A 13,887-nucleotide genomic window follows, 5' to 3' on the forward strand; every position below is an offset into this window, starting at 1 on the left:
CGATGCTGCATTTCTTCTACGGGTTGCCACGGATCGTGTTCCTGTCGGCACCGCTGTCTTACCTGTTGTTCGACGCCAAGATCATTCAGGCGCAGGCGCTGATGATCGCCGCCTACGCAATACCGCATCTGTTGATCGCGAACATGACCAACTCGCGGTTGCAGGGTCCGTTCCGTCATTCGTTCTGGGCCGAGGTCTACGAAACGGTGCTGGCCTCCTACATCACCGCGCCCACGCTGCTGGCGATCATCAATCCGAAGCTGGGTTCGTTCAACGTGACGGCCAAGGGCGGGATCGTCGAGAACGAGTACTTCGATCAGAAGATGGCGGTGCCATACCTGATTTTGGTGGCCGCCAACATGGGCGGGGTCATCATCGGCTTCGGCCGCCTGTTCTTCTGGAGCACCCACGAAATCGACACGGTGATCCTGAACATGACCTGGTCGATCTACAATCTGATCATCATCGGGGCCGCGCTGGCGGTGGCCTGGGAGTCCAAGCAGGTGCGGCGCACCATCCGCGTGGAGTCTGATCTGGAGGCGGAGGTCCGATTGCCGGACGGCACCGTGCTGTCAGCGCGGACCCTGGACATTTCCGAAGGCGGCTGTGCCGTTCGCGTGGAGCGCGCGCTGCAGTTGGAGAGGGGGTCCGATGTCAGCGTTCGCGTTCTGCCCGCCAAGACGGATGTGGAATGGCAGTGCACGGTGACGCGTTCCGCGGGAGACACATTGAGTGTGCAGTTCACCACGCTCGATATTGAACAGGAGAAGCACTTGCTTCACTGTATTTTTGGACGGGCGGATGCCTGGGTGACTTGGGCCAACAAGCGGGATGTGGATCATCCGGGCCGAGCATTCGTCGAAGTCCTGTCGTTCGGCTATTACGGGGTTTATCGCGTGATCGAAATGTACTTGGGCCGCTCCGTGACGGGGATGCGGAAGTGGCTGTCCAAACTCCTGAGGCGAGCGACGGTCGCGGCCAGCCTGCTCGTGGCGTTGGGCGCACTGGCTGCGCTTCACCCGGTGACCGCCGACGCGCAACAAAGCGCTAGCAGAGGCAAACCGTTGCCGCAGGTGACGCGCACGCTGACGCTGGAGGAACTCAGCGGCATTCAGGATTCCATCCGTCTGCGCGGGATTCAGGGGGAGATTTCGCTGCCGGTCTCGGTTCGTGATGACGAGGTCATCACCCGGGCGGAGATGACGCTGCGTTACGCGCATTCCCCGTCGCTGGTGTTCGAGCTCTCGCACATCAACGTGTTCGTGAACACCGAACTGGTCACCACCATTCCGCTGTCCGAGCAGACCGCGAGCGGCGGCGAGTACTCCTTCGAGATCGATCCCCGCCTGTTCGTCCGCTACAACACGATTCTGTTGCAGTTCATCGGCCACTACACGTACGAGTGCGAGGATCCCGCGCACACGACGCTCTGGGCGAATATCAGCAAGACCAGCTCGTTGGAGCTGACCACGCAGCCGCTGCGCCTGGCCAACGAACTCAACCTGTTGCCGCAGCCGTTCTTCGACCGGCGCGATCAAAGCACCCTGGAGCTGCCGTTCGTGTTTTCCGGCGAGCCCAGTATCGAGCAGATGAAGGCCGCCGGCATCGTCGCGTCCTGGTTTGGTGCCCAGGCGTCCTACCGTGGCGCCAGATTCCCGGTCGTGACCAACGGTGACTTGCCGGAGGGGCATGCGGTGGTGATCGGCACGGCCGGCAGTCGCGTCGGTTCGCTGAACATCCCCAGCGAGGGCGCCTCTTCCGTGTCCATTGTCGAGAACCCGGCTCACGACACCTCGAAGCTGCTGGTCATCTCCGGTGCGTCCGGGGAGGGACTGATCACCGCGGCCAAGGCATTGAGCCTGGGGGCCGAGGCGCTGGCGGGTAGCTCGGCGGTGATTCGCGATCTTCAGGAACCCGCGCCGCGTGATCCCTATGACGCGCCGCGCTGGGTGCCGACTGATCGCGCGGTGGAGTTCGGCGAACTGGTGTCCAGCCGCCAGTTGGAGGTCCGTGGCCTCTATCCCGACCTGATTCGCGTGAACTTCCATGTTCCGCCGGACCTGTATGCCTGGGAGTCCAACGGCGTACCGATGGAGCTCAAGTACCGTTACACGCCCACGATCGGTCCGAAGTCGACGCTGAACGTCAACATCAACAATGAGTTCGTCGAGGCCATTCCGCTGTCGAAACAGTCCGACGGCAGCTCGGCGCAAAGCGAGATCAAGCGCCGCATCCAGATCCCGTTCCTCAGCGAGCTTGAATCGGTTAACGAGACCGATATCCACATCCCGTACTTCAAGATCAGTGGCAGCAATCAGTTGCAGTTCCACTACTACTTCGAACGTCGCAAGGGTGCTTACGACAACGCGGCATTCGGTAACTGCGCCGATTCGGTGCTGGACAACCTGCGCGGGGTCGTGGATCCGGGTTCGACCATCGACTTCAGCAAGTTCCCGCACTACACGGCGCTGCCGGAGATGGCGCTGTTCGCCAACGGCGGTTTCCCGTACAGCCGACTCGCGGACATGAGTGCCACCGCCGTGGTGCTGCCGAACTCGCTGTCAGACGACGAAATCACCACGTACTTGTCGCTGATGGGGCATCTGGGGAATTCCACCGGCTACCCGGCGACCCGCGTGTCGCTGGTGCAGGGCGCAGACGTCTCCCAGCTCAAGGGCAAGCATGTCATCGTGCTGGGTGGGGCGGGCAATCAGCCGCTGCTGGAGACCTGGGCGGATGAGATGCCGCTAAGCCTTGTTGGTGGAACGGCGCGCCTGCGCGTGATCGGTCCCTTCGAACGGCTGCTGGGGCGCTGGCGCGGTTACGATCTGTCGGCAGCTATCGATCACGCGGGTCAGGTGCTGCTCGAAGCGGGAGATGCCCTGGGCGCGATGATGAGCTTCGAGTCACCGGTCTCCGGGGGCAAGGCGGTGGTCGTGCTGACCGCCGGCAACAGCGAGCGCCTGCGGCATGTGGCGGATCTGCTGCTGGACGCCGGTGACCGGCAGTTCCTACAGGGTGATCTGGTGCTGCTGAACGGGTCCGAGATCAACCACTACCGCCTCGGACACCAGTTCAAGATCGGCCGGCTTCCGTTCTTCATGGCGCTGAAACATTGGTTCTCGACCAAGCCATTGGGCCTGCTGCTGTTGATGCTGGTCATCGCGCTGATCGTCGCGGCCGCGCTTTATCGGGCTCTGCGACGGATGGCGATCGCACGCCACGAAGGAAAGCGGTAGGGCGGCCGGATTTTCATGCGCCGGGTCCGATGGGCGACCTTCTCCTGTGTGATGGCGGTAGCCGTCTGCACGGCGGGTTGTGGCTGGCTGGATCGCGACTGGTCGCGCTGGGACGCCTTCTACCGGCACTTCGTGCAGGACGACGGGCGTGTCATCGATCGGACCGATGGTGCGCGCTCGACGTCGGAGAGTCAGGCCTACGGGTTGTTCTTCGCCCTCGTCGCGAACCGTCCCGACGTGTTCGCCAGCATCCTGTCGTGGACGTCAAGCAACCTCGCGCAGGGCGATCTCACCAAGCAACTTCCTGCCTGGCTGTGGGGCGAGAAGGATGATGGAAGCTGGGGCGTCGTCGACCCGAATCCCGCCAGCGACGCCGATCTCTGGATCGCCTACAGCCTGATGGAAGCCTCCAGGCTGTGGGATGTGCCGCAGTACGAGATCATCGCCACCGAGGTGCTCGCCAACGTGCTGGAACGCGAGGTGATCCGTACCGAGGATGGGGTCAGTCTGCTGCTGCCGGCCCCGGACGGATTCGAACTCGATGGTGGGCGCTATCGGCTCAATCCGAGTTATCTCCCGGAGTTCCAGCTCCGCTATCTGGCGGAAAGCAATCCGGGTGGGCCCTGGGCCGCGTTGCTGGCGAATCACAATCGACTGACTGCCGAGATCGCGCGCGCCGCGGGGTTTGTGCCCGACTGGTTCGTGTACGGGCCCGAGGGGATTGAGTTCACCGAGGACGCGCCGGCCATCGGCAGCTACGACGCCATTCGCGTCTACCTCTGGGCCGGGATGACCCCCGATTCAGACCAGCTGTCGGTTCTGGGTGGCATGCGCCGCTTCCTGGTCAATCACGACCGCCCGCCGGAGCGGGTGAACGTCGAGTCCGGGGAGCTCATTTCAGGCGGCGCGCCGGTGGGTTTCAGTGCCGCTTTGTTGCCATATCTCAAGGCTTTAGGTGATGATACGTCGATTCGTGCTCAACAATCCGTGATTGAGGAAGCCGATCGTGGGGGGCTGCTCGGCGATGTGCCTGCATACTATGACCATGTGCTGTCGTTGTTCGGCGAAGGTCATCTCGAAGGCTGGTATCGCATCGATGCATCAGGTCGACTCATACCGAAGTGGGAGCGTTCATGCTGGTTGATTTTCGGGGACTGCTAGTCGCGGCGGCCATCGCCGTGGCGTGGGTAGGCCCCACGTACGCCCAGAGCGCGGCGGAAACGCGCGTTGCCGAACAGGCGCGCTACTGGGAGAACCGGGGACGTTTCGATCTCGCACGGGAAGCCTGGCAGAAACTGCTGCAGTCCGACCCCAGCAATCCGGCGGCGCTCGCCGGGCTCGGTGGCATGGAGGCGCGCGCCGGTCGCCCGGGCGTCGCGCAGCAGTATCTGGACAAGCTCGAAGCGGCCCATCCTGACCATTCCGGTACCAGGGAATTGCGGGCAGCGATTGCCCAGAGCACCATCGACGAGCAGCGCCTGAATCAGGCGCGCCAGCTGGCCCAGGACGGCCAGTACGACGAATCGGTGCAGGCCTACCGGGAAGCATTCGGTGACGTCACACCCGACGGCCGGCTCGCCCTGGAGTACTACCAGACGCTGGCTGGTGCCACGAATGGCTGGAGCGGGGCCCGCAAGGGGCTGGCCGAGCTGGCCCAGACCTACCCGGATCAGCCCGTCTACGAGCTCGCGCTGGCGCAGCATCTGACCTACCGCGAGGAAACGCGTCGCCAGGGCATCAGCGATCTCGCGCAACTGGTGGACAACGCGGTGGTCGCAGATCAGGCGCGCTCCGCCTGGCGTCAGGCGCTGATGTGGTTGTCCCCCAAGGCCGGCGACGAGCGCTACTACCGCGCCTACCTGAACCGTTTCGGCCAGGACAGTGACATTTCACGACGTCTCGCATCCCTGGATCGCCCCGTCGAGACAACCGAGGATGACCTGGTTGCGCAGGCTTATCGCAATCTGAACGCCGGCGATCTCAATCTCGCGTACACGGAATTCCAGGAAGTGCTGCGGGAGGAACCGAACAGCCCGGATGCGCTGGGCGGCATCGGCATCATTCTGCTGCGCCAGGAGCAGTTCGAGCAGGCCGCGCAATACCTCGAGCGCGCCAAGGCGGCGGATCGGCGCCGCGGACATCGCTGGACCGAGGCGCTGGACAGCGCCCGTTTCTGGACCACGGTGCGCAAGGCCGAGGCGGCGAGAACGGCCGGCCAGCCCGAACTGGCGATCCAGCTTTACGAGCAGGCGACCGCGGAGCGTCCGAACGAGCTGAGTGTGCGTAGCTCGCTCGGAGATTTGTATGCCGAGGCCGGTTACCTCGATCGGGCCGATGCGGAGTTCCGGGCGATTCTCTCGGTACAGCCCGACAACGTGAACGCATTGCGTGGCCTGATCGGCGTGCTGACGCAGCAGGGCAACATGCGGGAGGCCCTGGCGCTGGCGGAGCGTGTGCCGAAGAGCCTGCAGGGGGAGTTGGGCAATCTCGGAACCCTCAAGGCCCAGTACCTGCGTGACCAGGCGAGCGAGGCCAGCGAGGTCGAGAATTTCGCGGAGGCCGAGCGCCTGCTGAAAGAAGCCCTGATTCTCGATCCGCAATCACCCTGGGTGCGGTTGGACCTCGCCCGCCTTTATCAGCGACAGGGGCGGACGCGCGAGGCCAACACGCTGATTGACGGCCTGCTGGATTCCAATCCGCGGATGGCCGAGGCGCTGTACGTCAAGGCGCTGCTGGTCAGCGAAAACCAGCGCTGGTACGAAGGCCTCCAGCTGCTGGAGCAGGTGCCGCTGCAGTCGCGCACGGACTACATGAACAATCTGCAGCGACGGCTGTGGGTGCGGTACCAGGCGGAGCGGGCCGCGGTCTTCGCCCGTCTTGGCCGGCCGGAAGAGGCGGCGCAGATACTGCGCCAGCTTGAGCCGCTGGTCGGTGAATCGCCGGAACTGCTGGGCGCGCTGGCGACCTCGCTCGCGGAGATCGGAGAGGAGGGCGAGGCCCTGCGCTACATGCGCATGGCACTGGCTCGTCAGGCGGTTCCGGATCCGGGCACCCGGCTGCAATACGCGTCATTGTTGCTGAAGCTGCGACAGGACGCCGAGTTCGAGGTGCAGGTCGAGGATTTGCTGGATGAGCCGAGCCTGACCGCCGAGCAGCGGCGGGATCTGGCCAATCTCCAGGTCGCGCATCGCCTGCGCCAGGCCGACGTGATCCGGGAAGAGGGTGATCTGGCCCTCGCGTACGAGTATCTGCATCCGCTGCTGAAAGTGAATCCGAACGACCCCCGATTGCTCATGGCGCTGGCGCGTCTTTACAGCGATGCCAGGGAGTACGACCGGACGCTGGAAATCTACGACCGGGTTCTGCGCATTGATCCCGAGAGCATCGATGCCTACAAGGGCGCCATCGCCGCATCGATTTCGCTGCAACAGCATGATCGTGCGGAGGCCTTGCTGGATCAGGCGTTGCAGATCGAGCCGGGCAACGCGCGTCTCTACGCACTGGCCGGCAGACTGGCGCGGATTCGCGGCCAGGATGGCCAGGCGCTGGAGTATTTCCGTCAGGCGCTCGCACTGGATGCCGAGAACAACCGGGGCGAACTGGGTGGCAGCGACAGCTGGCGACATGCACCGACGCTCTACCTGATCGATCCGGAGCGTGTGCGGCTGGGCAACCGGCCGGCGGATGACCGCTCGCTGGCCTTCGATACCCGGCTGAAGGATGACCGTGCGATTGGTGGCCCGTCGGTGGTGGACCGTTCGGTGCGAACGGTCGTGACCCCCTCGGTCGCGGGCACGTTCGCTGCGGTACCCACCGGGGCGCCCGTTGAAGGCGACCCCAGGGACTCGCCGGCGAAGCTATCCTCGAATCGGTTCGATGCCACGCTGGTACCACGGACCGAAACGCGAAGACCCTCCGATTCCAGCGTCTACCCGATTCGCCCTCAAGCCCCCTACGAGGGCGAAATCATTTATGAGTCCGAGCCTTACGTGCTGGACGAGAATCTGTCGGCGCCTCCGGTCAGGGGCGGTTACGTTTCGCCTGGCAGCGAAACCCGGTCGGTGCCGGCTCCGACCCAGAGCTACCCGGTGACGACCCCCGCATATCCGGTCGCGCCCACGACTCCGAGGACCGTCCGTACCGTCCCCGCTCCCGAAACGGTCGATCAGCGGCCTCCGGTGATCTACGAGTATCCCGCCCGCGAACCGCTGCGGCCCGCGCCCGCGCAAGCTCCACGCCGGCGCCCGGTCTCCGTGGCCACCGATCCCCGCGATGACATCCTGCGCGAGATCTCGGAGATCCGGGCTCAACGCAGCGCGTACGCGGCGGGGGGGCTGAGTCTCCGCAGCCGCGACGGTCAGCGGGGGCTGGACGAGTTGACCGATCTGGAGCTTCCGGTGGAGTTCAGCTTCGCCCCGTCCGCGGGGCGTGTCCGCCTGCGGGCGGTGCCCGTGTTTCTCGACGCCGGAAACCTGGATGGTCGGGAGCTGGCACTCTTTGGTGCGATGCCGCTGGTCGAGGGCGTCGTCGCCGGGGATCGCGAGGATCTGAGTTTCTCGCAGGATGACGCCGGCATCGCTGTCGGCCTCGTCTACGAAGTCGCGAACCTGCGCCTGGATTTCGGTTCCACGCCACTGGGTTTTCGCGAAGAGGATCTGCAAGGCGGCATCCGCTGGGCGCCGCGTGTTGGTGATCTCATCTGGCAGCTGGATCTGTCTCGACGGTCGGTCTCCGACAGCCTGCTGTCCTACGCCGGTGCCTTTGACCCGGCGCTGGGCGTGAACTGGGGTGGCGTGATGCGGACCGGCGGGCGCATCGATCTGGCTTACGACGGTGGTCCTTTCGGGCTCTACACCAACGGCGCCTTCTATACGCTGGAAGGCAACAACGTCCAGGACAACACCCAGTACGAGTTTGGCGCCGGGTTCTATGGTCGCGCGATCGATCGCGATGACATGCGTGTGACCTGGGGTATCAACGCCACCAGCCTGTTCTACGAGCACAACATCCGCTACTTCACCTTCGGCCATGGCGGTTACTTCAGCCCCCAGTTCTACCTGAGTCTGGCGGTGCCGGTGGAATGGATGGGACGTGAGAAGCGCTGGTCCTATCGCGTGTCCGGCGCTCTGGGCATCCAGTCGTTCCGCGAGGACGACGCACCCTATTTTCCGACCAACGACGCGCTGCAGAGCGCGCTGGTCACATTCCAGCAGAACGAACCCACGGTGCCGGTGGAATCACGCTACGACGGTCAGAGTGTCACCGGCCTGGGCTTCAATCTGTCCGGTGAACTCGAATACATGCTGGCGCCGCAGGTTTCGATTGGTGCGACGATCGGATTCGACAACGCGCGAGACTACGAACAGTTCAACGGCATGGGCTTCTTGCGTTACTGGTTCCGGCCGCAGGCGCAGGTTCCGATGCCCCCCAGCCGTCTCGCGCCCGATTGGGTAGGAGATCCAACGTGAAGATATTCTCGAGCAGCGTCTCGATCCTGATGATTGCGGCCGCATCGGCCGCGGCCCCCGTCCTCGCAGCCGGTGACACGTCGCTGGTGCCCAACCGCAACCCGTTTTCGGCGACGGCGGCGGGTGCGCCGATGGACGAAACGCAGGTGGCGCAGCGTGCCCAGGCGACCTACGGGCCGCAGACCTTCCAGTCCCTGGGTCGGCGCAACATGGCGGAGGGTGACATCGAGAGCGCCGAGCGTCGTTTCGCCGAGGCACTGGAGATCAATCCTTTCGACCCCGTGGCCCTCAACAACCTCGCGGCTGCCAAGGCCGAACAGGGTGACTATCACACGGCACTCGAGCTGCTGGAGCGCGCCGAACGGCTGGCGCCACAGAACGTCGACATCGCGGCCAACCTTGCCCGTCTGCGCGGCTGGGTGAACTACTATGCCGGCAATGAACTGCATCCGGCCGCACGGATCGCGGTGCCCGAAGCCCGACTGACCGAAGGTCTGCCGCCACCACCGCCGGCGCTCTGGGAGCCGCAGCAGAGCCGCTCCCGTGTCGTGTTACCGCCCAATCCGCGTTACGGGGCGGTTGGCCCGTAAGATCGATCGCTTCGGGCGCTCGCCGGCTTCTCAGCCGTGATCGAGTTCGTCGAACAGGGCACCGAACTGTTCGGTGATCTTGTGTTTCGGGTCCAGCGACACCAGAGGTCGGCCACGGTCGTGTGATTCGCGTACCTTGACCGACGGGGCCAGCCGCGTACCCAGCACTGTTAGCCCTTCGTCGATCAGGTCCTGGACGATGCGCTGCGGCAGCTTGGCGCGTGCCTGGAACTGGTTGGCGACGATGCCGTCGAGTTCCAGCTCATCGTTGTGGTCGGCACGAATCTCGGCGATGTTGTCGAGCAATACGTAAAGGGCCTGGCGAGCGAAATCATCGCAATCGAACGGTATCAGTACACGATCGGCGGCGATCAGTGCCGAACGGCTGTAAAAGTTCAGCGCGGGCGGGGTGTCGATGAACACCGCGTCGAAGCCGCGCAGCTTGTCCAGCGCCTGGCGCAGCTTATAGATCTTCTGGCGCGATTCCAGCTTCGGTTGCAGATGTTCCAGGGCCGGGTCGCCGGGCAGGACATAGAGGCCGTCGGTTTCCGAGGCGACCAGATACGGATCCAGCCCGCGTGATTGCAGGCTGAACGACAGCGTGCCCTCGAAGAAATCGCCGATGGTGCCCTCGCTGGAACCGGCGAGATCACCCAGCAGATACTGGGTGGCGTTGCACTGTGAATCGAGGTCCAGGACCAGGGTTCGCAGGCCCCGCGACGCCGCGATGGCGGCCAGGTTGCAGACAATGGTGGTCTTTCCGACGCCACCTTTCTGATTGAATACCACGCGTCTCATCGATCTCTCCTGATCTCACACCATCCGGTCATGAGATAACCAACAGTTATGCCATTCGTGGCAAGAAAAAGGCCCCGCTGAAAGCGAGGCCTTTTGATCACAATCGGTGAGGTGCCTAGGCGGCCTTCGCCAGATTGCGCAGCACGTACTGCAGAATGCCGCCGTGCTGGTAGTAGTCCCATTCCTTCGGCGTGTCGATGCGGACCTTCGCTTCGAAGGTCTTGACCGACCCGTCGTCGGCGGTGGCTTTGACCGTCACGGTCTTGGCGCCGATGGTTAGGCCCTCGATGTCGAAGGTTTCCAGGCCGGTCAGGCCGAGCGACTCATGGGATTCGCCTTCCGGGAACTGCAACGGCAGCACGCCCATACCGACGAGGTTGGAGCGGTGGATACGCTCGAAGCTCTCGGTGATCACCGCCTTGACCCCCAGCAGGATGGTGCCCTTGGCCGCCCAGTCGCGCGACGAGCCCGTGCCGTACTCCTTGCCGCCCAGCACCACCAGCGGCGTGCCTTCGGCCTTGTACTTCATCGAGGCTTCGTAGATCGACATCTGCTCGCCGTCGGGCAGGTGACGCGTCCAGCCGCCTTCGGTGCCCGGCGCGATCTGGTTGCGCAGACGCACGTTGGCGAAGGTGCCACGCATCATCACCTCATGGTTGCCGCGACGTGAGCCCAGCGAGTTGAAGTCGGCCTGCTGGACGTTCTTGGACAGCAGGTACTTGCCGGCATCCTGGTCGGGCTTGATCACGCCGGCCGGGGAGATGTGGTCGGTGGTGATGGAGTCACCCAGCTTGGCCAGGCAGCGCGCGCCGGTGATCGGCTCGATCTCGCCGGTTTCCATGGTCATGCCTTCGAAGTAGGGCGGGTTCTGCACGTAGGTGGAGGCGTCGTCCCATTCGTAGATCTTGCCGGTCGGAATCTCCAGGCCCTGCCAGCGCGCGTCGCCGGCGTACACGTCGGCGTAGCGCTTGCGGAACATGTCCGCATCCAGGCAGGAGTTCAGCGCGTCGGTGATTTCCTGGTTGCTCGGCCAGATGTCCTTCAGGAACACATCGTTGCCATCGGCGTCCTGACCCAGCGGCTCGCTGGACAGGTCGATGTTGACCGTGCCGGCGATGGCGTAGGCGACGACCAGCGGCGGGCTGGCCAGGAAGTTCATCCGCACATCGGCGTGAATGCGGCCTTCGAAGTTGCGGTTGCCCGACAGCACCGCGGTCGCGATCAGGTCGTTGTCCTGAATGGACTCGGAAATGGCCGGGTCCAGCGGGCCGGTGTTGCCGATGCAGGTGGTGCAGCCGTAGCCGACGACATGGAAGCCCAGGGACTTCAGCGACTCCATCAGATCGGCCTTTTCGAGGTAGTCCTTGACCACCTGCGATCCGGGTGCCAGCGAGGTCTTCACCCAGGGCTTGGACTTCAGGCCCTTCTCCTGCGCCTTCTTGGCGACGATGCCGGCACCGACCAGCACGGCCGGGTTGGAGGTGTTGGTGCAGGAGGTGATGGCCGCCACGACGACATTGCCGTCGGTCATGTCGAAACCGTCGACCGGCACGGACTTCTGCTCGTCCGAACCGGACATGGACTTGTGGTTGTCCACGTAGCTGGACTTCATGTCGCCCAGCAGAATCCGATCCTGCGGACGCTTCGGGCCGGCCAGCGAGGGCTGAACCGTCGCCAGATCCAGTTCCAGCACGTGGCTGTACTCCGCGTCCGGCTGATCGTCGAAGCGCCAGAAGCCGTTCTCCTTGGAGTAGGCCTCGACCAGCGCCAGCTCATCGTCACCACGGCCGGTCAGGCGCAGGTAGTCGATGGTGGCTTCGTCGATCGGGAAGATGCCGCAGGTGGCGCCGTATTCCGGTGCCATGTTGGCGATGGTCGCACGGTCCGCCAGCGGCAGATCGGCCAGTCCCTCGCCAAAGAACTCGACGAACTTGCCGACGACGCCCAGCTTGCGCAGGTTCTGCACGATGGTCAGCACCAGGTCGGTGGCGGTCACGCCTTCGGCGAGCTTGCCGGTCAGGCGGTAGCCGACGACCTGAGGGATCAGCATGGTGACCGGCTGGCCAAGCATCGCGGCCTCGGCCTCGATGCCGCCGACGCCCCAGCCCAGCACGCCGATGCCGTTGACCATGGTCGTGTGCGAGTCGGTGCCGACGACCGTGTCCGGGTAGGCCACGCCGGTTTCCTTGCCGAACACGACCCGGGCCAGATACTCGATGTTGACCTGATGGACGATGCCGGTGTCCGGCGGCACGACCTTGAAGTTATCGAACGCCGTCTGGCCCCAGCGCATGAACGCGTAGCGTTCCTTGTTGCGGTTGAATTCGATCTTGGCGTTCAGGTCCAACGCGTCGTCGCTGCCGGCCTTGTCGACCATGACCGAGTGGTCGATGACCAGTTCCACGGGAACCTGCGGGTTGATCTTGCTCGGGTCACCGCCCAGCTTGCTCATCGCGTCGCGCATCGCGGCGAGGTCGACGACACAGGGGACGCCGGTGAAATCCTGCAGGATCACGCGCGCCGGCGTGAAGGCGATTTCCTGATCGGGTTCGATCTTGGGATCCCACTGCGCGACGGCCTTGATGTCGTCGGCGGTGACATCTTTTCCGTTTTCGTTGCGAAGCAGATTCTCCAGAAGCACCTTCATGGAGTAGGGCAGTCGCGAGACCTTGTAGTCGCTCTCCAGTGCGCTGAGGCGATACATCTCGTAGGACTTGCCGCCGACATCAAGATTGCCGCGGGCGGAAAAGCTGTCACTCATATGCAAGTTCTCCCAGGAACTCGTGTGAACCGAGGGTGTGTCATATTTTGGGGCGGCGATTATAACGCCTCATTCGCCTCGATGACGGCGCCACCCAGGCAACGTCGACCATCGTAGAAGACGACGTACTGTCCTGGCGCGATCGCCCAGGGCGACTCGTCGAAGTGCACGTGCAGCCTTTGCCGGCCAGCGATGACCTCCGGTTGGACCTCGCAGTCCATCAGGGGCTGTCGGTGGCGGATGCGGGCCTGGCAGCGTCCCGGCAGCGCGGGCGGCGGGCCAATCCAGTGGATGTCGCCGGCGGTTAGCGACCGTCCGGCCAGCGCGGGATGGTCGAGGTTCTGGGTGACGATCAGCGTGCGCGATGCGGGCTCCTTGCCACAGACGAACCATGGCGCCTCCGGCGCGCCCTTGACGCCGCCCACGCCCACGCCGCGCCGCTGGCCGATCGTGAATCGCCACAGGCCGCGATGCTCGCCGATCCGGCGGCCAGTGTCGTCGCAGATCGGCCCGGGCTGGTCCTGAAGATGGTCGCCAAGAAAGTCGGCGAAGTTGCGTTCGCCGATGAAGCAGATGCCGGTCGAGTCCCGGCGATCGTGGTTGGGCAGGTCGATGGACTCGGCGATTCGCCGCACTTCGCTCTTTTGCAGTGGTGCCAGCGGAAACTCGACCTGTTGCAGCTGTTCGCTGCTGACCAGCGCGAGAAAGTAGGTCTGGTCCTTGCGCTCGTCGGCGGCGCGATAAAGCAGTCCGTCCCGGGTGTCCGCGTAGTGGCCGGTGGCGATGCGATCGGCGCCGAGGCGCAGCGCATGTTCGCGAAACGGCGCGAACTTGATCTCGCGATTGCACAGCAGATCGGGATTCGGCGTGCGTCCCGCGGCGTATTCGTCGAGAAAGTGCTGGAACACGCGGTCGAGGTACTCGCGGGAGAAATCCGCGCGATGGAGCACGATGCCCAGATGATCGGCGACCGCCTGGGCGGAGGCGAAATCATCGGCCGCCTGGCAGTAGCCGGTCTCGTCCTCGGCCCA

Annotated in this window: 7 protein-coding genes; 4 read left to right on the forward strand and 3 right to left on the reverse strand. The window is 64.3% G+C overall.

All coding sequences use genetic code 11. From position 1 onward, the window contains the following. The 4 genes from bcsB to ABNS06_RS08545 all read left to right on the forward strand — a co-directional run. Positions 1-3,239, forward strand: a 3,239-nt coding sequence (bcsB, locus tag ABNS06_RS08530) for a cellulose biosynthesis cyclic di-GMP-binding regulatory protein BcsB (protein ID WP_348673889.1), incomplete at its 5' end; no start/stop codon positions are given. Positions 3,240-3,290: 51 nt separating this feature from the next. Further along, positions 3,291-4,400, forward strand: a complete 1,110-nt coding sequence (gene bcsZ, locus ABNS06_RS08535) for a cellulose synthase complex periplasmic endoglucanase BcsZ (protein WP_348673890.1) — start codon at positions 3,291-3,293, stop codon at positions 4,398-4,400. Further along, positions 4,373-8,707 (forward strand): cellulose synthase subunit BcsC-related outer membrane protein, encoded by a 4,335-nt coding sequence (locus ABNS06_RS08540; protein ID WP_348673892.1) that lies wholly within the window; start codon positions 4,373-4,375, stop codon positions 8,705-8,707. The genes bcsZ and ABNS06_RS08540 overlap by 28 nt, the downstream gene beginning before the upstream one ends. After that, positions 8,704-9,297 carry a tetratricopeptide repeat protein gene (locus ABNS06_RS08545; RefSeq protein WP_348673893.1) on the forward strand — a complete coding sequence of 198 codons (594 nt, stop codon included), beginning with the start codon at positions 8,704-8,706 and terminating at the stop codon, positions 9,295-9,297. Before ABNS06_RS08540 ends, ABNS06_RS08545 begins: the two co-directional genes overlap by 4 nt. A 30-nt stretch (positions 9,298-9,327) precedes the next feature. Here the strand turns inward: ABNS06_RS08545 and ABNS06_RS08550 are convergent, their stop codons facing one another. From ABNS06_RS08550 to mnmA, 3 genes are all read right to left on the reverse strand, one after another. Next, positions 9,328-10,095 (reverse strand): ParA family protein, encoded by a 768-nt coding sequence (locus ABNS06_RS08550; RefSeq protein ID WP_348673895.1) that lies wholly within the window; start codon positions 10,093-10,095, stop codon positions 9,328-9,330. Positions 10,096-10,210: 115 nt separating this feature from the next. After that, a complete protein-coding gene (gene acnA, locus ABNS06_RS08555; RefSeq protein ID WP_348673897.1) occupies positions 10,211-12,856 on the reverse strand; it encodes an aconitate hydratase AcnA in 2,646 nt (881 codons plus the stop codon). Positions 12,857-12,915: 59 nt separating this feature from the next. Continuing rightward, positions 12,916-13,887: tRNA 2-thiouridine(34) synthase MnmA (gene mnmA / locus ABNS06_RS08560; protein WP_348673899.1), on the reverse strand; the 972-nt coding region annotated here is incomplete at its 5' end.

This window comes from uncultured Abyssibacter sp. (assembly GCF_964000955.1).
Taxonomy (GTDB): Bacteria; Pseudomonadota; Gammaproteobacteria; order Nevskiales; family OUC007; genus Abyssibacter.

Excerpts from the sequence above, each read along its gene's own strand:
- bcsZ (WP_348673890.1), top strand. The coding sequence starts at position 3,291 with ATGGCGGTAGCCGTCTGCACGGCGGGTTGTGGCTGGCTGGATCGCGAC.
- ABNS06_RS08540 (WP_348673892.1), top strand. The coding sequence starts at position 4,373 with ATGCTGGTTGATTTTCGGGGACTGCTAGTCGCGGCGGCCATCGCCGTG.
- ABNS06_RS08550 (WP_348673895.1), bottom strand. The coding sequence starts at position 10,095 with ATGAGACGCGTGGTATTCAATCAGAAAGGTGGCGTCGGAAAGACCACC.
- acnA (WP_348673897.1), bottom strand. The coding sequence starts at position 12,856 with ATGAGTGACAGCTTTTCCGCCCGCGGCAATCTTGATGTCGGCGGCAAG.